Genomic DNA, 20,860 nt, shown 5'->3' on the forward strand with positions numbered 1-20,860 from the left:
GGAGTTCGCAAGTCCGCAACATTTTCCCAGCACGTCCATTTGCGGACTTGCGAACCAAACCCACACTAGAATCATAATTGGCTAGTGTCCTTTCGAATCCGAAGTTCGCTGTGGAGCGCGCTGGAAAATGAGGCGAACTTCGGATTCGGGACACTAGCGTCACGCGCGAGTGATTTCTGTCACGCGCATGTTATTGCCCGTCGTTGGCGGCTATGCTCCACTTCATGAGCGTCCGGTGATTTGCCGGAATTATCCCGGAGCTTCCATGACTTCAGTGCCGTCCGACACCGCGAGCCAGTCCACCGGCGCGAGGAACACGCTCGTTCTGGTGGTTTACACCGCCGCGATCTTCACCAGCGCCCTGCTGCTGTTCTCGGTCCAGCCGCTGTTCACGAAGATGGTGCTGCCGCGGCTCGGCGGCTCGCCCGCGGTGTGGTCGGTGGCAATGGTGTTCTTCCAGTCGCTGCTGCTCGGCGGCTACGCCTACGCACATTATCTGATGACGTTGAAGAGCCGCGTTGCTCCCGTGGTGATCCATCTGGTGCTGCTGACGGTCGCGCTGTTCACATTGCCGCTGTCGATTGCAGGCGGGTGGGGCGAACCGCCGGCGAGTGGCTACGCGTTCTGGCTGCTGGGCCTGTTCGCGGTTTCGATCGGGCTGCCGTTCTTCGCGCTCGCCGCCAACAATCCGATGCTGCAGGCATGGTTCGTCCGCACCGGACATCCCGACGGACCCGACCCGTATTTTCTCTACGCCTCGTCGAACATCGGAAGCTTCCTCGCGTTGCTGTCCTATCCCGTGTTGCTGGAGCCGATGTTCTCGCTGCGGACCCAGAACCTGATCTGGACCTGCGGTTATGCGCTGCTGATCGTCCTGATCGCGGCGTGCGGCGTGTTGCTGTTGCGCTCACCGCCGATGACCGTTGAGGCCATCAGTGCCAGCGAGGGCGATGCGCCGGCACCGACATGGACGACGCGGCTGCGCTGGATATTCCTTGCCGCAGTGCCGTCCGGCCTGCTGATCGCGGTGACGGCGCACATCTCGACCGACGTTGCGGCGGCGCCGCTGCTGTGGGTGCTGCCGCTGTCGCTGTACCTGCTGACATGGGTGCTGGTGTTCCAGTCGCGGCCGCTGTTGCCGCATTGGTTCATGCTCAAGCTGCAACCGCTCGCCATCGCGGGCGTGATGGTTTTGCTCGCCGTTGGCGGGGAACAGAATTTGCTGTTGACGCTGGGCGGGCACCTGCTTTGTTTCTTTCTCATCGCCATGGCTTGCCACGGCGAACTGGCGCGCACGCGTCCGGCAGCGAACTATCTCACCGGTTTCTATGTGGCGCTGTCTTTCGGCGGCATGGTCGGCGGATTGTTCGCGGGCCTGATCGCGCCTTACGCGTTCTCTTGGATTGCGGAATATCCGATCCTGCTGGCGCTGGCCGCGCTGTGCCGCCCGGCCGGAACATCCACCGTTCGCGGCGGGCTGGTATTGTGGCTGGTCGCCGTTGTTGCCGCGCTTATCCTTATCGGTCTTGCTTACCGGGCAGGAACTGTCACCGAGTTCCTTGCAACTAACCGGATCTGGGTTGTCGCCGGTCTCGCCTCCGTCATGATGCTGCTAGCCGTGCTGTGGAGGATCGACCGCTGGAGCGTGGCTGCACTGGTGGTGCTTGGATTGATTTTGATCCGCGTCTATCCCGCCGATGACGGCCGTGTGGAGACGGTGCGAAGCTTCTTCGGCGTCCACAAGATCGTGGTGACCTCGAACGGCCAGTATCACGTGCTGATGCACGGCACGACGATCCACGGCGCGGAGAAATTTCTGAACGACGACGGGACGCCGGTCAAAGGGAGGCCGGAGCCGATCAGCTACTATCACAAGGACGGCGGCATGGGCCGTGCGATCGCTGCGATCCGCGAACGCAAGGGCGGTCCGATCCGCGTGGCGGTGATCGGTCTTGGCACCGGCACGCTCGCCTGCCATGCGATGGAGGGAGAGGGCTGGAAATATTTCGAGATCGACCAGACCATGGTCGATACGGCGCGTGATCCCAAGTATTTCACTTATGTCAGCGCGTGCGATCCCAACATGAAGCCGGTGATCGGCGACGCGCGGCTCACCTTCGCCAAGGAGCAGGACGGCGCTTACGACCTGATCATCGTCGATGCCTATTCATCGGACGCGATTCCGATTCACCTCGCGACGGAAGAGGCGATGGCGATCTACAAGGCCAAGCTCGCGCCCCAGGGCGCGGTGGTGATGCATGTGTCCAACCGCCATCTCGAACTGGCGAGTGTCGTCGTCGGCATCGCCGAAGAGAACGACCTGATGAGCTGGGTCTTCAACGAGGATTCCGGCCGCGACGTCGATTACATCTTCACGACGAATGTCGTGATCTCCGCGCGAGAGGAAGCCGACGTCGGCAAGATCGCGTCGGACGAGAAGTGGCTGCTGACGGAAGCCACCGAAGGCCAGCGGGTCTGGACCGACGATTATTCCAACGTGCTTGGCGCGGTCTGGCGGCGGCTCAGCAAGCCTGACGAGTAATCACCGCGTTTAGTCGGCGTAGTAGTAATACCCGCCGCGCGGTGACTGATACCTGGGGCGCGGCTCGTAACCGTAGCCATATCCGTTCTGATAGCCGTAGCTGTTCTGATAAATGCGACGCTGCATCGGGCCAGCGTCCGCGCGCCCGTAGTAAGCCTGGTCCTGCGCATAAGCCTGATCGCGGTAGGCTCGATCCTGAGAGGGCTGGCGCGAACGCGTGTTGGCGTTGAGGTCCTCGCTGTATCCGCTCTGCGGCGCAATCTGGACTGGCTGGCCGATCGCATCCGCATCGCCACGTGCAACGGTCGTGCGGTTCCTTGGATTGCGCGCAAGTGCAACCCGCGACGATCCTGTCAGGGTCACCGTGGTGCTGAGCAGACCTTCGGACTTGACGAGATCCCACAGCTTCAATGCGTTGGCGCGCGATAGCCGCACGCAGCCATGCGATGCTGGGTTGCCGAGACGACTGACGGCGTCGGTGCCGTGGATGGCGTGGCCCTGCTTGGTGAAGAAGATCGCGTTCGGCATCGGTGCTTCATCGAATTCCTTCGAGTAGTGATCCTCTTCCATGCGGAAGGCCTTGAAGCTGCCGTTCGGTGTTTCGTGCGAGGGGTTGCCGCTGGAGACGGGCCATGTGTAGCGCGGTGCGCCATCGACCGAGACGGTCATCTGCTGCGTGTCCTTGTTGACCAGGATGGAGACCGCCGCCTGCGCTGCGCCACCTGAGAGCAGCATCAAGCCGGTCATCGAAATCAGAATAGCACGCATGACACTCGCCTCGTCTCTGCCCCTCAGCCTGCAATAAAGCATGGAAAGTGGCTTTTTTAACAGCCACTTCGTCTTAAGGTTGATGCGGGCGGCCATACAGTTTCGTGAACGGCGCTTGTTTGCAGCGTGTTTTCGCCAAACTTGACGCAACTTTCCGGCACCGACTGCGTTGCCCCCGGGTCAAAAAGTTCGCCTGCTCATGGAGATTTTCAGGATGAAGACGGAAGCCTTGTTCATGTTCAATTCGGCGCATCGGCGCTTCACGTTCGTGGCCGCGGCCTTGGCCATCCTCGCGTTGCCGATCGCGGCGCATGCGCAGGGCGTCATCAGAGGCATGGAAGGCGGCGCAAACGAGGGTGTTCGCAAGGGTAACCGTGCGGCTGGCCCGGTCGGCGGTGCCGTAGGCGGTGCGGTCGGTGCAGGTGTCGGTGGCATCGTTGGAGGCGTGAACGGCGTGCTCGGGATCGACAATCGTCGCAGCTACCGTCACCGCCATTATCGCAACAAGCGCCATCGCTAATCACACGGTGGAAGCTTTCCAAATGGCGCATCTCGAAACGGATGCGCCATTTCTCATGCGCCGGTGTTGGGCGCGGGCGGATTGGCCGTGTCGTTAGGACCAATTTGAAATAAGAAACGCTCCAGATGTGTCGCTGTCGTGCATTGTATTTCCCCCGAACCTGACGCAACGTCGAGCCTGCTGATTTGCTTCGAGGCATGGCCGGGATTCGGCCGGGCAGGGAGGTTTCCTCACATGACGATTGCAGCTTCGTTCATATCCGTTTCAGGCTTCGCGCGTACGGCAGCGGCGCTCGCTTTTCTGGCGATGCCTGCCGCCGCTCAGCAGCAGGATCCCATCAACGGCGCCATCAGCGGCGCCGCGCAAGGGACGTATCAGGGGAAAACCGCGGCAGGTCCGATTGGCGGATTGGTCGGCGGCGCGCTCGGTGCAGGTGTTGGTGCAGTGGCCGGCACGCTCGGCGTGGTCGGTAATGGCGTTAGCCAAGCCGTGCAGCCGGCGCAGGTGCCGCCGCCGCCCGGCAGCGGCCCTGGCGGCTATTACGACAGCAATGGAAACTGGCGTCCGAACTGACCGGCAGAGCCGTGGGCGTCCGACGCGCCCCGCTTGCGGGGCGTGTTGCGTTTGGTGTCAGGTCTTCAGCCGGTAGCCGGTCCTGAAGATCCACCACACGGTGATCATGCACAGCGCGAGAAATCCGAGCGTCATGCCGAGGCTGAGGCCGACGCTGACGTCGGCGATCTCGAAGAAGCTCCAGCGGAAGCCGCTGACCAGATAGACCACCGGATTGAACAGCGTCACGGTCTGCCAGACCGGCGGCAGCATGTGGATCGAGTAGAAGCTGCCGCCCAGAAACGTCAGAGGCGTGATCACCAGCAGCGGGATCACCTGCAGTTTCTCGAAGCCGTCGGCCCAAATGCCGATAATGAATCCGAACAGGCTGAACGTCACCGACGTGAGCACGAGGAAGGTCAGCATCAGGAATGGATGCGCGATCTTCAGCGGCACGAACAGTCCGGCGGTGGCGAGGATGATGAGACCGAGGATGATCGACTTGGTCGCCGCAGCCCCGACGTAACCCACCACGGCCTCGAACGACGAGACCGGCGCGGACAGCAGTTCGTAAATGGTGCCGGAGAATTTCGGGAAATAGATGCCGAACGACGCGTTGGCGATGCTTTGCGTCAGCAGCGACAGCATGATGAGGCCCGGCACGATGAAGGTGCCGTAGCTGATGCCGTCGATCTCGGTAATGCGCGAGCCGATGGCCGCGCCGAACACGACGAAATACAGGGACGTCGAAATCACCGGCGAGACGACGCTCTGCAGCAACGTGCGGAATGTGCGCGCCATTTCGAATTTGTAGATGGCGCCGATCGCGTGAAAGTTCATTGGTGCACCAGACTGACGAAAATCTCTTCGAGCGAGCTTTGCGTCGTATTGAGATCGTTGAAGCGGACACCGGCCTGATTGAGGTCGTTCAGCAGGGCGGTGATGCCGGTGCGGTCGCCCTTGGTGTCGTAGGTATAAACCAGTTCCTCACCATCCGGCGACAGTTCGAGATGGTGCGCGGCGAGAGAGGCGGGGATTTCAGTGAGCTTCGATTGCAGATGCAGCTTGAGCTGCTTCCTGCCGAGCTTCTGCATCAGCTTGGCCTTCTCCTCGACCAGTACGATTTCGCCCTTGTTGATGACGCCGACCCGGTCGGCCATCTCCTCGGCTTCCTCGATGTAGTGCGTGGTCAGAATGATGGTGACGCCGGCGTCGCGCAGGCCGCGCACGACCTCCCACATCGCCTTGCGCAATTCGACGTCGACGCCCGCGGTCGGCTCGTCGAGAAACAGAATCTGCGGTTCGTGCGCCAGCGCCTTGGCGATCATCACGCGGCGCTTCATGCCGCCGGAGAGGGTGATGATCTGGCTCTTGCGCTTGTCCCACAGCGATAGATCTTTCAAGACCTTCTCGATATGCGCGGGGTTCTTCGGCTTGCCGAACAGGCCGCGGCTGAACGAGGCGGTGGACCACGGGCTTTCCCAGGCGTCGGTGTGCAGTTCCTGCGGCACCAATCCGATCATCGAGCGGGCGGCGCGGTAGTCCTTGACGATGTCATGCCCATCCACCGTCACTGTGCCCGCGGTCTGCACGGCGAGGCCGCAGATCACGCTGATCAGCGTGGTCTTGCCGGCGCCGTTCGGACCCAGCAGCGCGAAGATCTCGCCGCGGCGAATATCGAGATTGATATTCTTCAGCGCGGTCAGGCCGGACGGATAGGTCTTCGAGAGGTTCGAAACGGAGATGATGGGGGACATGAGCGCAATCTGTCGAGGCGGGAGCATGACATAGGCGCGCGAGGGCCTCTTCGCAATACATAATGCCTATCGGGCAGCTGCTCCGCGCATCGAAAATTCTATTGCGACGAATTCAAATTTGTCATGCGCTACGGGCGCGCCCGCTATGCCTTCGTCACGAAGCTGTCGACCACTTTCTTTTCCCCGGCCTTTTCAAAGGCGATGGTGAGCTTGTTGCCGTCCACCTTGGCGACGCGGCCGTAGCCGAACTTCTGGTGAAATACCCGGTCGCCGGGCGAGAAGTCGGAATTGGCGCCGGTGGATTTGGCGATCAGTTCGCCCTCGATCACCGTCGCCTTGCGGCTGAAGCTGCTGCTGCGTGAGCTGGAGTCGTAGCGTGCGCCGGTTTCATCGAATCCTTTACCGCCGTTGCGGGCGCGATTGGCCTGCGCACGCTGCCAGCCCGGCGTCGTGTAGGTCGAGCCAAACGATTCCACGTTGTCGAAGCGCGATGTGCCGTAGCCGCCCGAACCGCCCCATCCTGAGCCGCCCTTGGACTCGGTGATCTCGACATTGGCCGTCGGAAGCTCGTCGAGGAAGCGCGACGGAATGGTGGTCGTCCACGATCCATGAATGCGCCGGTTGGTGGCAAAATAGAGCATGGCGCGTTTGCGCGCGCGCGTGATGCCGACATGGGCGAGGCGGCGTTCTTCCTCAAGCCCGGCACGGCCTTGCTCGTCGAGCGTGCGTTGGCTCGGAAACAGGCCTTCCTCCCAGCCGGGCAAGAACACGTTGTCGAATTCAAGCCCCTTTGCGGAATGCAGCGTCATCAATGAGACCGCATCGTCGTCGGCATTGCCTTCGCGGTCCATCACCAGCGAAATATGTTCGAGAAAACCCTGCAGGTTTTCGAATTCCTCCATCGAGCGCACGAGCTCCTTGAGGTTTTCGAGGCGGCCCGCAGCGTCGGCGGAGCGGTCCTTCTGCCACATCTCGGTGTAACCGGATTCGTCGAGCACGATTTCGGCCAGTTGCGTGTGCGGAACGATGTCGCGCTGTGCGCGCCAGCGGTCGAAATTCATCATCACGTCCCGCAGGCTGCCGCGCGCCTTGGGTTTCAATTCGTCGGTCTCGATCACGGACAGCGCGGCTTCGGTCAGCGGAATGCGCCGCTTGCGCGCGATGTCATGCAGCATCTGCACCGTGGCATCGCCAAGGCCGCGCTTGGGCGTGTTGACGATGCGCTCGAAGGCGAGGTCGTCAGCCGGTGAGTTGATGACACGAAGGTAAGCCAGCGCGTCGCGGATTTCCGCACGCTCGTAGAACCGTGGTCCGCCGATCACGCGATAGTTCAGGCCGAGGGTGACGAAACGGTCTTCAAACTCGCGCATCTGAAACGACGCACGCACCAGAATGGCGATCTCATTGAGCTTCTGGCCAGCGCGCTGGAGCTGCTCGATCTCCTCGCCGATGCCGCGGGCTTCTTCTTCGGAGTCCCATGCGCCGGTGACGGTGACTTTCTCTCCGTCCTCGTCCTCGGTGCGCAGTGTCTTGCCGAGACGGCCTTCATTGTACGCGATGAGATGTGAGGCGGCGGCCAGGATGTGGCCGGTCGAGCGGTAGTTGCGCTCGAGGCGAATGACTTTTGCGCCGGGGAAGTCGTGCTCGAAGCGCAGGATGTTGTCGACCTCCGCGCCACGCCAGCCGTAGATCGACTGGTCGTCGTCGCCGACGCAGCAAATGTTTTTCGGCGCGGCGACTGTCAGGGTTGGAACGTCCAGTCCTTCATCAGCGGCCTGCTGCACAACGCCCGGACCGGGTGCCATTTGCTTGGACGGCGCCTGCGCCAGCAAACGAAGCCAGAGATATTGCGCGACGTTGGTGTCCTGATACTCGTCGACCAGAATGTATTTGAAGCGCTGCTGATACTGGCGCAGCACGTCGGGATGCTCGCGAAACAGCCGGATGTCTTCCAGCAGAAGATCTCCGAAGTCCGCGGCGTTGAGAATCTTCAGCCGCTCCTGATAGGTCGCATAGAGCTTGCCGCCCTTGCCGTTGCCGAACACGGCGGCTTCGCCGGCCGGCACCTGCGATGGCGTCAGTCCGCGATTTTTCCAGCCGTCGATCAGTCCGGCCAGCATCCGCGCCGGCCAGCGCTTGTCGTCGATGTTCTCGGCCTGCAGAAGCTGCTTCAGGAGACGGATCTGGTCGTCAACATCGAGCACGGTGAAATTGGATTTCAGCTGCACCAGTTCGGCGTGATGGCGCAGGATCCGCCCGCCGATGGAATGGAAGGTGCCGAGCCACGGCATGCCTTCGACCGCCTGGCCGAGCATCTGGCCGAGGCGGTGTTTCATCTCGCGCGCCGCCTTGTTGGTGAAGGTGACGGAGAGGATCTCATGAGGCCGCGCACGGCCGGTCGAGAGAATATGTGCAATGCGCGAGGTCAGCACGCGCGTCTTGCCGGTGCCCGCGCCGGCCAGAACCAGAACCGGCCCGTCGAGGGTTTCCACCGCCTCGCGCTGCTCGGGATTGAGCGCGGTCAGATATTGGGGAGCCGCAGCGGCACGGGCGCGCGCCGCAATGCCGCCAGCGGCAGGCTGGTGGCTCGGTACGTCGCGGACAGGATCTAGTGGCGGCAGCTTGTTCGGTTCGGTCATGCGATTCGTCTTTGCGGCCACGATGACACCGTGAGGCCGGGAAGGGGAGGCTTCATATCAGGATCGGGGAGATATAGGCACTCCAAGGCACTTCTGACAGCATCATCCCTAGGAGGCAGGAACAGGCGCAACGGCACGATTTTGCGGAGATCGGCGGAATTGTTCCGGTCGGCGGGCGATTTTCGGGGTTTTGGACACCTCTGGCGGTTGGAACTTTCGCTCCTGTGCAGGATTGGTTTTGCAGCAGGAGCGCACTGCGCTCCCCCTGAATCAAACCGCAGGAGCGAGCCATGATGAGCTGGGTGGTTACATTTCTGATTATCGCGCTGGTCGCCGGCCTTCTGGGCTTCGGCGGCATTGCGGGCGCGTCGATCGAAATCGCCAAGATCGTGTTCTTTGTCGCCCTTATTCTGTTCCTGATTTCCGCGGTGGTGGGTCTGGCGCGCCGCAGCAGCGGGCCGTGAGCCCTGATGCGCTCAGTGCCGTGATGGCGTCATTTGACCGGCATGGCGATGCGCCGGCCGATGCCATCCGGCCGCGGCACTGCGGCATGAGCTGCGGCGACCTCGCGAATGCGCGTGGCGATATCCGGCGGAAACGGCGCGGTTTTGCGCGCGTTCATATCGACGTGGAGCGTCATATTCTCCGAGGTGGCTGAAATCCATCCCTCGGTGGCATGACGCAGTTCCTCGAACGTGTGGATGCGCTTTTCGTCAGCTGCAACCAGATAGACCGATATCTGCACCGGATCGCCGAGATGCACCTCGCGCAGATAGCGAACGTGCGCCTCGGCCGTGAAGGTCGAGCCGCTGCGTTCCTTCATGTATTGCGGGCCGATCCCGAGCTCGAGCCACATCTGGTCGATGCCGCGATCAAACAGGACATTGTAATAGGCCATGTTGAGATGACCGTTGTAGTCGATCCACTGCGGCTCGATCTGCATGACTGTGGTGAGGAACGGCGCAGGCAGATGTTGCGCCGCATTGTTTTTTGAAAGCGTGCTTGATGTCATCCCAAATTCCGGTTCGCTGAGCCTGTCACTTGACCCGCTATACATCCTTTGCCACGCTTCGCGCCATACCAGCATGGAAACGAAACGAGCGACCGTGGCCCTCTCCAACGCAGCCCTGACACGTCCGGCACCATCCGCGCTTTCGGGCGCCATCGAAGCGCTCGCGGCGCGGTTCGGCAACAATCTCATCACCTCGCAGGCGGTGCGCGAGCAGCATGCTCATACCACCACCTGGCTGCCGATGCAGCCGCCGGATGCGGTGATCATGGCGCGCACCACGGCGGACATTCAGGACGTGGTGCGGATTTGCGCAAAACATCGCGTGCCTGTGATTCCGTTCGGCACCGGCACCTCGCTGGAAGGGCAGGTCAACGCCCCCGCGGGCGGCATCTGCATCGACCTACGCGAGATGAATCGCATTCTCGAAGTCCATGCCGACGATCTCGACTGCGTGATCGAGCCGGGCGTAACCCGCAAGGCGCTTAACGAACATCTGCGCGATCAAGGTCTGTTCTTCCCGATCGATCCCGGCGCCGATGCGTCGATCGGCGGCATGGCCTCGACCCGCGCGTCCGGCACCAATGCGGTGCGCTACGGAACCATGCGCGATAACATTCTCGCGCTGAAGGTGGTGCGCGCCGACGGCGAGATCATCACCACTGGCACGCGGGCCAAGAAATCCTCGGCCGGCTACGATCTCACCCATCTGTTTGTCGGTGCCGAAGGCACGCTCGGCATCATTTCCGAACTGACGATCAAGCTGCGCGGCATTCCGCAGTCCATTGCTGCCGGGTCATGCTCGTTCACCAGCGTGCAGGGCGCCTGCAACGCGACCATCCTGGCGATCCAGACCGGCATTCCGCTGGCGCGCATCGAACTGCTGAACGCAGCGCAGGTCGCCGCCTGCAACGCGTACTCAAAACTGTCACTGCCGGAAACGCCGCTGCTGCTGCTGGAATTCCACGGCACCGAGGCGGATGTCGCCGAGCAGTCGCGGATGTTCGGAGAGATCGCAGCCGAATGCGGCGGCGGATCGTTCGAGTGGACCACGCGGCAGGAAGACCGCACGCGGCTGTGGCAGGCGCGGCACGATGCCTACTGGGCGGTGCGCGGACTTCGCCCCGGCTCACAGGCGGTGGCGACCGACGTCTGCGTGCCGATCTCGCGGCTGGCGGAGTGCGTGGTGGAGACCGAGAAGGATCTGGCGACGGTTGGACTGATCTCGCCCATAGTGGGCCATGTCGGTGACGGCAATTTCCATTGCTCGCTGCTGTGCGATGTCAACGATCCCGACGAGATGCGGCGGGCCGAAGAGTTCCTGCATCGGCTGGTGGAGCGGGCGCAGGCGATGGATGGCACTTGCACGGGCGAGCATGGCATCGGCCAGGGCAAGCAGAAATATCTTGAGGCCGAGCTTGGACCTGAGGCCGTCGCAGCCATGCGCGCGTTGAAAGCAGCGCTTGACCCGCACAACATTCTGAATCCCGGCAAGATCCTGCCGTCATGACCGCGACGACGATGATGGATGCGAAAGATATCGCCACCGAGGTTCTGTCGGTGCTCGGTCAGGGCCGCCAGATTGCACCGTTCTCATCGCGCGACCCGGCCTTCAGTCTCGATGAGGCCTACAGGGTTACGCCCATCGTCCGGCAGATGCGCGAGGCGCGGGGCGAAAAGGTGCTGGGCCGCAAGATCGGCTTTACCAACAGCACGATCTGGGCGCAGTACAACGTCAATGGCCCGATCTGGGGCTACATGTACGACCGCACGGTTCGCAATCTGGATGATATCGGCGGAATCGCATCCCTCGCCAAACTGACCGATCCGCGGATCGAGCCTGAAATTGTATTCGGCCTGTCGGCGGCGCCCGATGCGGCGATGGATGAGCGCGAACTGCTATCCTGCATCGATTGGCTGGCGCTCGGTTACGAGGTGGTGCAGTCGATATATCCCGACTGGAAATTCGCCGCGTCCGATACGGTGGCGGCGTTCGGCCTGCACGGAGAAATGCTGATCGGCGAGCGGCACCAGGTTTCCGGTGGTTTCGAAACATGGCTGAACCAGCTTTCGAGTTTCTATGTCGAACTCGCCTGCAATAACGCTGTCGTGGATCGCGGCCATGCGCGCAACGTGCTCGGTGGCCCGCTGTCGGCCCTGCGTCATTTCGTGGGCGTGCTGGCCAAGGACGACTTGAACCCGGGCCTCGCGGCGGGAGAGATCGTCACCACCGGTACGCTGACGCGCGCCATGCCGATCAAGCCGGGCGAGACATGGACCACAACGGTGTCCGGCATCCCGCTCGCCAGCATCGGCGTCCGCTTCAGTTGATCGGGGCGATCAGTACTTCTTCCGGAAGCTGTAACGCATCAGGCTGACCATGCCGCCGCGAAAGCCCGTAGCCGACATTCGCAGATAACGACGGAACTCATCGGTGTTCGGCTTGCCGACCAGCGCAACGGCTTTGTCGTAGTTGGCGAGCAGGTTCTGTTCCCACAGCACTAACGTCCGATAGTAGTGATCGGCGTCGTTGCGCGCAGCGATCAGGCTGAACGTGCCTTCGGCGGCGGCGATCGGTTCCCATTCCAGCGGGAGATCGCTTTCAGGGAAGGTTTTGTCCAGTAGCGCCTGAACCTTGGTCCGTTCGGAATAGGCGATGGTCTGCAGCGACACTTTTCCGTTGATCGCCAGCACGCTGTCGCAATAGGCGAAGAATTCGCGGTAGGCGTCGAGCTTGGCCGTCGGATCGAGGCCCTTCTGAACGAAATGCTCGAAGGCACCGACAGAGATGATCGCATCGTAGCGGCGTTCCGGCTTGTGGTCGCGCCAGTCCTGCTCGCGCACCTCGATCTTCGGACTCCCATTATCGCGAATCCATTGGGCCTGTGACGGGCTGAGCGTCAGTCCCACCGCATGGGCGACGCCAGCATGGTCCACCAGCCGCCGGAGCATCGCGCCCCAGCCGCAGCCGATGTCCAGAACCCGCGCGGTGTCCGCAGCGCCGGCTGCGTGGATGTGATGGTCGAGTTTGCGGCGCTGTGCCGTCGCGAGATCGTCGTCGCCCTCGAACAGGGCGCACGAGTAGATCATCTCTGGATCGAGAACGAGCCGGAAGAAATCGTTGCCCATGTCGTAATGCGACCTGATCGCCTCGGGCGAGGCACCCGTTCGTTCCGCGGGCCGCACTGGCTTTTCGGACATCGTGCTTACCGGTTACAGGGTTGTGAACAGGAGGCGTTAAATTTAGTATTCGAAGCAGCCGACAGGTTCAATATTCGTGCGGTGCCTATCGTGCTGCTGTGCGATATGACGCTGCTGCCGTCACAAGAGCGGCCGATCCCACAGAGGAAAGACCTTGCAGACCACGCTGCTCGGACTGGCCATTGCTCTCATCCTTGCGCTGCTCGCAGCGCTGGTCGGGCCGTATTTCGTTGACTGGAACCAGTTTCGCCCGCAGTTCGAGGCGGAGGCCTCCCGCGTCATCGGGACGCCGGTGCGGGTCACCGGCAAGCTCGACGCGTTGCTGCTGCCGACGCCGACGCTGCGGCTGCGTGATGTTGCGGTGGGCAGCGACAACGATCCGGCCAAGATTCGCGCCGGTAAGCTGGACGTTGAATTCGACCTCGGCGCGCTGATGCGGGGCGAATGGCGCGCCACCGAATTGTCGCTGGACGGTTTCGCGCTTGATCTCGGCCTCGACCGTCAGGGCCGTTTCCAGTGGCCTTCCACCGCCGGCCGGTTCAATCTCGGGTCGCTCGCCATCGACCGCATGAATGTCGCGGGACGGATTGCGCTGCATGATGCGTCGAGCGGTGCGACGCTGCGGATTGATGATCTCAAATTCAGCGGCGACGTGCGCGCGCTTGCCAGTAGCATGCGCGGAGAGGGCTCGTTCACACTGCTCGGAGCACGAACGCCGTTCCGCATCTCGTCGGGTCAAAGCAATGACGGCAAGGGGACGCGCGTGCACTTCACCGCCGAGCCGGGCGAACGTCCGCTGCTGGCCGATCTCGACGGTACGCTGACGTTCGACAATACAGTGCCGAAATTCGAGGGCGCGTTGACGTTGGCGCGGCCGGCGGATGTAAAATCCACCGAGTCCGGGCAGACATGGAAGCTGTCATCGCGGGTGAAGGCCAATCCGTCATCCGCGGCGTTTGAACAAGTCGAAGCGGCGTATGGCCCCGACGACAACGCACTACGGCTGACCGGCGGCGGCGATATCCGTTTCGGTGCGTCGCCATTGCTGCGTCTCGCGCTGTCGGCGCGGCAGCTCGATGCCGACCGGCTGCTGGCCAGAGGCACCACGAACATGGAGCCGTTGCGGCTGCTCCCTGCACTGCGCACGCTGGTGACGTCGCTGCCAGCGTTACCACTTCCGGCTCAGATCGAATTGAGTTCGGACCAGATCGCGCTGGGCGGGCGTCCGCTTCAGAACGTCGCCGCTGAACTGCGCGGGGACGACAAGTCCTGGACTATCGGAAAATTCGAGATGCGCGCGCCCGGTGCGACGCGGGTTGCGGCAAGCGGCATGATCTCCGAGCCCGGACCGTCGGCCCGCTTCATCGGGCCGGTCAATATCGAGTCCTCTGATCCGGATGTGCTGGCGGCGTGGCTGCAGGGACGCACCGATGCCACGTACCGCAATCAGAAGCCGCTGCGGCTGCGCGGCGGTGCAACCGTTGCGGCGGATCGCATTGGAATCGACGGCATGAAAGCCGAGGTCAACGGCGGCGAAATCGAAGGCCGCCTTGCGCTGTTGACGATCGCCGACGGCAAGACGCGGCTGGAAGCGGCGCTGAAGGCTGCCAGCCTCGATGTCGATGCGATGTCGTCACTCGCCGGCATGCTGGCCGGACCGCAATCTGTATGGCCGGACGAGGCGCAAATCTCGCTTGATGCCGGACGTGCCCTCGTCGCAGGACAGGAGGTGCGTCCGGTTGCCGCCACTCTGAGTTATGGACCAAGGACCATCGCACTTGACCGGATTCAGATCGGTGACGCCAACAGCGATCGTTCAATCAGCGGTGCTGGATCGTTCGACCGCATCGATGGCAACGGCAAGCTCGCACTGGATGCCGCAGCGCCGTCGCTCGCGCAAATCGGCGGCTTCATTGCGCCGTTTGCACCCATTGCCGCTGAGCGATTGACTGCGCTGGGATCGTTGCCCGGTGCTGCGCGCATGCAACTGAAAGCCGATTTTGCCAGGGCGAAGGATCGCACCGGCCGCACCAATGCCCGCGCGGTGCTTGACATCGATGCCCCGCAGGTCAAAGGCGCGATCACGCTGACGGCGGCGCCGAACATCGATATCGCGCGCGGGGTTGATCTCGCCGCGCTGGGCGGAAGCGAATTCAATATCGAAACGAAACTGACTGCGAACAACACGGCAAGCATCGTGCAGGCGGTGGGCCTCGACCGCATCGTGTCCGCGGGTGACGGCCCCGCGCAATTCGAGTCGTCGGCAACCGGCATCTGGGGGTCGCCGCTGCAACTGAAAGCCAAGCTGACCGGCATCGGGATCGATGGCGATATCCAGGGCACAGGCAATCCGTGGGCGGATCAACCGACGGCGGCGCTGACGGTTGCGGTGCGCCGCGCCGATCTCGCGGCATTGTTCGGTCTGAAACCGGCGAGCATGCCGTCGATCGCCCTGTCCTCGCGCCTCGGCGTGGCGGGCAACATCTTCACCTTCGATGATCTCGACACAATGGTGGGGGGATCGCGGCTGCGCGGACGGCTGGTGCTGACGCGTGGCGATGAGACCGGCGTCGATGGTGAGATCGGACTCGACACCCTCGATCTTGCGGTTGTGACGGGTCTGGCCTTTGGAGCCGCGGGTCATGATGCATCGTCGCCGCTCGACCGGGGTTGGTTGCGCGGCTGGCGCGGCAAGCTGGCGTTTCAGGCGCTGAGCGGAGTCTTGCCGGGCGGCACAGAGTTGCGTCCGGTCAGCGGGGCTATCAAGGGCGACGGCCAGTCGCTGACGCTTGAGAATTTCAAGGCCGGCATTGGCGGCGGCGAAGCGGCGATCGATCTCGATGCGCGGCAAACCGCGCAAGGGCCTAATCAAGGCACGTCTTTCAACGCTCGTGTCCAACTCTCCGGCGTCGATGGCGCGGCGCTTCGCTATCGCAGCCTGACGATGCCCGGCGGCAAGGTTGCGCTGCAAATGACGCTCGCAGGGCAGGGCCGCAGCGCCGCCGGATTGACCGGCGCGCTCTCGGGCGCCGGTACGCTGACGCTGACGGAGGCACGTATCGCGGGGCTCGATCCGCGGGCCTTCGAAGTAGCATTACGCGCCAGCGACGGCGGGCAGGCGACCGACGATATCAAGCTGAAGGACATCGTTGAGCCTGTCCTGGCCAGCGGCACGCTGACGGTACCGTCGGCGCAGATTCCGTTCAGTATCAAGGACGGACGGTTGCGGGTGGAGGCGGCGACGCTCGACGCCAGGCGCGCGCGCGTTGCGATTGCGGGAGGTTATGACCTGCTGGCAGATCAGGCCGACCTGCGTGCCGTGATGTCGCCCGTAACCACCCGGCCGATCAACGGCCGTCCCGAAATTCGTGTCGACCTGAACGGCTCGCCCGATGGGATGGCGCGTGCGGTTGACGTCGCGGCGTTGTCGTCGTGGCTCGGAATGCGCGCGATCGATCGTGAGACCCGGCGGCTCGATCAGCTCGAGCGCGGCGTTGCGCCGGAATCGGAGACGGATGAACTGTGGGATGAGGAATTGCCGGCTGCCGAGCCCATTCCGTCATCGGAAGTGAGGATTCCCATTCGTGATCCGCGGCGAAAGAGCTCGGGAGCGAAGGCGGCACCGGCAGGCGCCGCCGTCGCGCCACGCGCGCCTGTTGCGGTGAGCCCGCCCCCAAGTCCATCGCCAAGTCCGTCGTCAAGTCCGCCGAGCGGCAGCACGGTGGTGCAGCCGTTGCCGCCGCCGATCGACATCAAGCCGGCGCCCGGCGTTATGCGGATGCAGAAGCAGCGGCCCGCCGCGCCGGCAGGAACGTTCTAGCCGGGCACGATGCTCGGCGATGGCTGCCGTTCACCGATAAACATCGACGTGACGGCGCGGGTGCGAAAGTGATCCAGCACGAACAGCCTGATCGCGGACGACAGGTTGGCGGTCTTGCGCGTGCGGTCGATAGCGTCGATCTGGGTCGAGAGCGGCAGGCCGCGGCGTGTCGCAATGTCCTTCAGGCTGGTCCAGAAGGCGTCTTCGAGGCTGACGCTGGTCTTGTGACCGCCGACGACAACGGACCGCTTGACCACTGCGAATTCCTTCACGCTACGCACGAGGCCGCCATCCGTCCGGTCCATACTCTGCACGATGGTGTCGTTCTGCATCGAAGGGTCCCCCATTTTGCCAAGCGACCGCGCGCGGCGAGACACGGTCTCGCCGATGATGAGGCTGACACATTGGCACGATGTCTGATCGGACTGCACGGATCAGGATACAGCCGCCCCCGCAGCCGGTCTCGAAACGGTATGCGTTTCGAGACACGGGTACATAGTAACTGAAATCAGCACCCGGCGGTATTCGTGCGAAAACCTATGACGGAGTCAGGATCGTAACTGTCCGATGCGGAAAATTACGGATGAGGACCTTCCGCCTGCAGCCGGCTGCTGCCGTTTCCGGCCGTCGGTGTCGCGCGGGAGCGGAAGTAGTCCAGCACGAACAGCCGAATCGCGGAGGACAAATTGCCCTGCTGGCGGCCGCCATCGATCTCGCCCACCAGTTCGGACAAGGTGAGGCTTCTCACCGATGCGATTTCCTTCATGCCATTCCAGAAGGCTTCCTCGAGGCTGACGCTGGTTTTGTGGCCGGCGACGACGATCGATCGTTTGACGACAGGCGACTTCATGCTGGCGTCCGATCATCAAGGTGGTGCTGATCGAGGACGTCGCTGGCGCGCTTTTCCTGGAGTTCGTCGCGGCTGCGTTCGTTCTTGGTGCGGCCGAAGCGAGCGCGATTGGTCTCTGACTGCTTCGCCGCGTCTTCGCGCGCGATGCGTTTCTTGACCTGCTTCAGGTTGACCAGATCGCCCATGACCCCTCCTTATTGATAGGACAATTCTCAACGAGTGATGCGGCACGCGATAACGCCGGCTTCGTTTTGTCCTGTTGGGGACTCGTCAGAGCGAGTTGCTCATGCGAGTCCGTTTCAAAATATTATTCGTTCTCGATGCGCTGATGCAGCGCGGCAGATGTGAAAAGCTACCATGCGTTGCACCGCGGATGGTAGCCAATAGGCCTAGGACTTTAGGCGGTGCGACGACATGTCCGAAAGTTACAACGAGTTCATGTCCGAACGTTACAACGAGTTAATGTGCGCAAACGCTTTGCTCTAAGCGGCAAACGACTTGCTCTAGCCGGGATGAGTCATTTTCTCCGGCTTCACAAGCCGATCGAATTCGGCGGCGGACACCAGGCCGAGACGTACTGCCTCTTCCTTTAATGTCGTGCCGCGCGCGTGAGCAGTTTTTGCGACCTTCGCGGCATTGTCGTAACCGATCTTCGGTGCCAGCGCCGTCACAAGCATCAGCGAGCGCCGCATCAACTCGTCGATTCGTTTTTCGTCGGCGCGAATGCCGACGATGCAGTGTTCGGTAAGCGAACGCGCAGCGTCAGCCATCAACTGGATTGATTGCAGCATGCAGTGCGCCAGCACCGGCTTGTAGACGTTGAGCTCGAAATGGCCCTGGCTACCGGCGACGGTGATCGCGGTGTGATTCCCGAAGATCTGGCAGCACACCATCGTCATCGCTTCGCACTGGGTCGGATTGACCTTGCCGGGCATGATCGACGAGCCAGGCTCGTTTTCCGGCAGGATCAATTCGCCGAGACCGGAGCGGGGACCTGAGCCGAGCAGGCGGATATCATTGGCGATCTTGAACAGTCCGGTCGCGACGGAATTGATCGCGCCATGCACGAAGACATAAGCGTCGTTCGACGCCAGCGCCTCGAATTTGTTCGGCGCGCTGGTGAACGGCAGCTTGGTGAGCGAGGCGACCTGTTTGGCGAACAGCTTGGCAAATCGCGGCTTGGAATTCAGGCCGGTGCCGACCGCGGTGCCGCCCTGCGCCAGCGGATAGAGATCCTTCGCGACAGCACGCACCCGCGCGATGCCGCTCTCGACCTGCGCGGCGTAACCGGAGAATTCCTGGCCGAGCGTCAACGGCGTCGCGTCCTGTGTATGGGTGCGGCCGATCTTGACGATTTTCGCGAACGCCTTCTCTTTCTGCCGCAGCGCCTTCAGCAGAATGGTCAGCGCAGGCAGCAGGTCGTTGGCGATGCGCTCGGCGGCAGCGATATGCATCGCGGTCGGAAACGAGTCGTTGGACGACTGGCTCATGTTGACGTGATCGTTTGGATGCACCGGCTTCTTGGTGCCGGGCTCGCCGCCGAGCAGTTCGCTGGCGCGGTTGGCGATCACCTCGTTGAGGTTCATGTTCGACTGCGTGCCCGAGCCGGTCTGCCAGACCACCAGCGGGAAATGATCGTCGAGCTTGCCGTCGATCACTTCGCGCGCTGCGCGCACGATGGCGCGGGCGCGGCGCTGATCGAGCAGGCCAAGTTCGAGATTGGTCTGCGCCGATGCCAGCTTGACGATGGCCAGCGCGCGAACGATCGGCGTCGGCATGCGTTCAACGCCGATCTTGAAGTTGTGCTTCGAGCGTTCGGTCTGCGCGCCCCAGTAGCGATCCGCCGGCACTTCGATCGGTCCGAACGTATCGGTTTCGGTGCGCGTTGTCGTTTTCGAGGCGGCCATGGTGATTTCCGGTGCTTTGTGGGGACACCGAAGTTTAGGACTTCACAGCGGATGCACGCAACCGCGGCACGCTCTCCCGCTGCGAGAAAACGCGCGTTGAAGCTTAGAAAGCTTCGAGATGATGATGAGAGGTAGGGGAGGCCCTTCGGCGGATTACTTCTTGCGGAAGCGATCGAGCCGCACGACTTCGGCGCCTTCGCCCTGCTTGACGGGCTCGTCGCTGGCTTCAGCAGGAGGAGCTTCCGGCGCAGCCGCGACCGGCAGCGTTTCCGTAGGCGTCTCGGCCGCTGCGGCAGGTTCATCGACCGGCTCGAACTGCAGGCCGAACTGCACCGATGGGTCAAAGAAGCTCTTGATCGCGCTGAACGGAATCACGAGACGTTCGGGAATCCCGTTGAACGACAGTCCGACCTCGAAGCGGTCATCAGTGACGACCAGATCCCAGAACTGATGCTGGAGGATGACGGTCATTTCCTGCGGATATTGCGATAGCAGGCGCGGGGAGATTTTCACGCCTTCGGCCTTGGACACGAACGTGATGTAAAAATGATGCTCGCCGGGAAGGCCATGCTCGGCGGCATCCGCGAGCACATGCTTCAGCACGCCGCGCAGCGCATCGCGCGCGAGGACATCGTAACGTATGTGATCGGTCGTCGTCGCCATCATGTGGTCCTGTAAAAGGTGGACAGCCGAAATTCGAGTTTGCGAAGTGACCAGACTCGAACGTTCCGACTCGCAGTTTGATCCATGCTATCCGGTCATGGCCCGCAGGTCAGCATCCGCACAGCGCAGATCGCAGATATTCTCTCGGGCCGCAACGCATGCGACTGACAAATTCAATGCAGTCCAGTGAAAGTAAAGTGGAGGCTTCTGTTGCCAGATGCCTCCGAACCCCGCCTAGAGGGGCTTAATCCGCCAGGCTTTAGATCTAGTGGCTTTAGACCTGGTTTTTCAAACTGCGTTACGCAGCCTGAGCAACCGGAGCATAGTTGTCGCTTGCAACTATTGGATAGCCCGATAACGGCGGAACCATACCGAGAAAAAGCGAGCCCTTTACGCCTCGTCGATCCTGTTCGCCCCCACCAAAATCCGCCAACTGGTGGCAGAAATCCTGGCTTTGGTGGAGGCGCCGGGTGCTCCCCCGGGTCCGAGTGACTTGTTACGACGGCCATTTATTTCCATAGCCGGCGAACCGGCACCCCTAGATATAGGGGTAAATTCTCATGGCAAAAGGTCGGTTTTCCGCCTCGCGCAGGGCTCTGTGCGGGCTTTTCGGTGGGGAATGTCCCGATTCG

18 protein-coding genes and 1 other RNA gene are annotated in these 20,860 nt (G+C 62.3%); 7 read left to right on the forward strand and 12 right to left on the reverse strand.

The genetic code is table 11. The annotated features are described in order from the left end of the window. The first annotated feature begins 265 nt into the window (after positions 1-265). Positions 266-2,542 (forward strand): fused MFS/spermidine synthase, encoded by a 2,277-nt coding sequence (locus tag HNQ36_RS23450; RefSeq protein ID WP_184089657.1) that lies wholly within the window; start codon positions 266-268, stop codon positions 2,540-2,542. Between the two features lie 9 nt (positions 2,543-2,551). Here HNQ36_RS23450 and HNQ36_RS23455 read toward each other — a convergent pair whose 3' ends face one another. Then, positions 2,552-3,310, reverse strand: coding sequence for a L,D-transpeptidase (locus HNQ36_RS23455; protein WP_184089660.1), 759 nt, complete (start codon positions 3,308-3,310; stop codon positions 2,552-2,554). Between the two features lie 214 nt (positions 3,311-3,524). On the opposite strand from HNQ36_RS23455, the gene HNQ36_RS23460 reads away from it, so the two are divergent. Together HNQ36_RS23460 and HNQ36_RS23465 are read left to right on the forward strand one after the other, a co-directional pair. Then, positions 3,525-3,830 (forward strand): hypothetical protein, encoded by a 306-nt coding sequence (locus HNQ36_RS23460; RefSeq protein WP_184089663.1) that lies wholly within the window; start codon positions 3,525-3,527, stop codon positions 3,828-3,830. Positions 3,831-4,064: 234 nt separating this feature from the next. After that, complete coding sequence (locus tag HNQ36_RS23465; protein WP_184089666.1) at positions 4,065-4,403, forward strand: hypothetical protein; 339 nt, start codon at positions 4,065-4,067, stop codon at positions 4,401-4,403. Between the two features lie 57 nt (positions 4,404-4,460). On the opposite strand, the gene HNQ36_RS23470 is transcribed toward HNQ36_RS23465, so the two are convergent. The 3 genes from HNQ36_RS23470 to HNQ36_RS23480 all read right to left on the reverse strand — a co-directional run bounded on the left by HNQ36_RS23470 (position 4,461) and on the right by HNQ36_RS23480 (position 8,778). Further along, the gene (locus tag HNQ36_RS23470) at positions 4,461-5,222 is read right to left on the reverse strand and encodes an ABC transporter permease (RefSeq protein ID WP_184089669.1); all 762 of its coding nucleotides are present in this window, start codon (positions 5,220-5,222) and stop codon (positions 4,461-4,463) included. Further along, entirely contained in the window at positions 5,219-6,139 is a 921-nt protein-coding gene (locus HNQ36_RS23475; protein WP_184089672.1) for an ABC transporter ATP-binding protein, read from the reverse strand. The genes HNQ36_RS23470 and HNQ36_RS23475 overlap by 4 nt, the downstream gene beginning before the upstream one ends. Positions 6,140-6,282: 143 nt before the next feature. Next, on the reverse strand, positions 6,283-8,778 hold the full coding sequence (locus HNQ36_RS23480) for an ATP-dependent helicase (protein WP_184089675.1): 2,496 nt from the start codon (positions 8,776-8,778) through the stop codon (positions 6,283-6,285). 290 nt (positions 8,779-9,068) lie between these two features. Here HNQ36_RS23480 and HNQ36_RS23485 point away from each other — a divergent pair, with 290 nt between their 5' ends. Next, positions 9,069-9,242: a DUF1328 domain-containing protein gene (locus HNQ36_RS23485; protein WP_040426347.1), complete on the forward strand. Its 174-nt coding sequence runs from the start codon at positions 9,069-9,071 to the stop codon at positions 9,240-9,242. A 29-nt stretch (positions 9,243-9,271) separates the two neighbouring features. On the opposite strand, the gene HNQ36_RS23490 is transcribed toward HNQ36_RS23485, so the two are convergent. Further along, complete coding sequence (locus HNQ36_RS23490) at positions 9,272-9,790, reverse strand: thioesterase family protein (protein ID WP_184089678.1); 519 nt, start codon at positions 9,788-9,790, stop codon at positions 9,272-9,274. 73 nt (positions 9,791-9,863) lie between these two features. Here HNQ36_RS23490 and HNQ36_RS23495 point away from each other — a divergent pair, with 73 nt between their 5' ends. Together HNQ36_RS23495 and HNQ36_RS23500 are read left to right on the forward strand one after the other, a co-directional pair. Then, positions 9,864-11,297, forward strand: a complete 1,434-nt coding sequence (locus HNQ36_RS23495; RefSeq protein WP_184089681.1) for an FAD-binding oxidoreductase — start codon at positions 9,864-9,866, stop codon at positions 11,295-11,297. Then, a complete protein-coding gene (locus HNQ36_RS23500) occupies positions 11,294-12,118 on the forward strand; it encodes a 2-keto-4-pentenoate hydratase (RefSeq protein WP_184089684.1) in 825 nt (274 codons plus the stop codon). Before HNQ36_RS23495 ends, HNQ36_RS23500 begins: the two co-directional genes overlap by 4 nt. Before the next feature lie 9 nt (positions 12,119-12,127). On the opposite strand, the gene HNQ36_RS23505 is transcribed toward HNQ36_RS23500, so the two are convergent. After that, positions 12,128-12,988 (reverse strand): SAM-dependent methyltransferase, encoded by an 861-nt coding sequence (locus HNQ36_RS23505; RefSeq protein WP_184089687.1) that lies wholly within the window; start codon positions 12,986-12,988, stop codon positions 12,128-12,130. Positions 12,989-13,142: 154 nt separating this feature from the next. Here HNQ36_RS23505 and HNQ36_RS23510 point away from each other — a divergent pair, with 154 nt between their 5' ends. Next, positions 13,143-16,808, forward strand: a complete 3,666-nt coding sequence (locus HNQ36_RS23510; RefSeq protein WP_184089690.1) for an AsmA family protein — start codon at positions 13,143-13,145, stop codon at positions 16,806-16,808. Here HNQ36_RS23510 and HNQ36_RS23515 read toward each other — a convergent pair. From HNQ36_RS23515 to ssrA, 6 genes are all read right to left on the reverse strand, one after another. Next, positions 16,805-17,140, reverse strand: coding sequence for a ribbon-helix-helix domain-containing protein (locus tag HNQ36_RS23515; protein WP_184089693.1), 336 nt, complete (start codon positions 17,138-17,140; stop codon positions 16,805-16,807). The two genes, HNQ36_RS23510 and HNQ36_RS23515, sit on opposite strands and share 4 nt — an antisense overlap. A 245-nt stretch (positions 17,141-17,385) precedes the next feature. Next, the gene (locus HNQ36_RS23520; protein WP_046827263.1) at positions 17,386-17,658 is read right to left on the reverse strand and encodes a ribbon-helix-helix domain-containing protein; all 273 of its coding nucleotides are present in this window, start codon (positions 17,656-17,658) and stop codon (positions 17,386-17,388) included. Further along, on the reverse strand, positions 17,655-17,843 hold the full coding sequence (locus tag HNQ36_RS23525; protein ID WP_184089696.1) for a DUF4169 family protein: 189 nt from the start codon (positions 17,841-17,843) through the stop codon (positions 17,655-17,657). Before HNQ36_RS23525 ends, HNQ36_RS23520 begins: the two co-directional genes overlap by 4 nt. A gap of 318 nt (positions 17,844-18,161) precedes the next feature. Beyond that, positions 18,162-19,565: a class II fumarate hydratase gene (gene fumC / locus HNQ36_RS23530; protein WP_184089699.1), complete on the reverse strand. Its 1,404-nt coding sequence runs from the start codon at positions 19,563-19,565 to the stop codon at positions 18,162-18,164. 153 nt (positions 19,566-19,718) lie between these two features. Then, the gene (locus tag HNQ36_RS23535; protein ID WP_184089702.1) at positions 19,719-20,231 is read right to left on the reverse strand and encodes an SspB family protein; all 513 of its coding nucleotides are present in this window, start codon (positions 20,229-20,231) and stop codon (positions 19,719-19,721) included. A 193-nt stretch (positions 20,232-20,424) separates the two neighbouring features. Further along, positions 20,425-20,801: a transfer-messenger RNA gene (gene ssrA, locus HNQ36_RS23540) on the reverse strand. Positions 20,802-20,860: the final 59 nt, after the last annotated feature.

It is taken from the genome of Afipia massiliensis, assembly GCF_014203115.1.
GTDB lineage: Bacteria > Pseudomonadota > Alphaproteobacteria > Rhizobiales > Xanthobacteraceae > Afipia > Afipia massiliensis.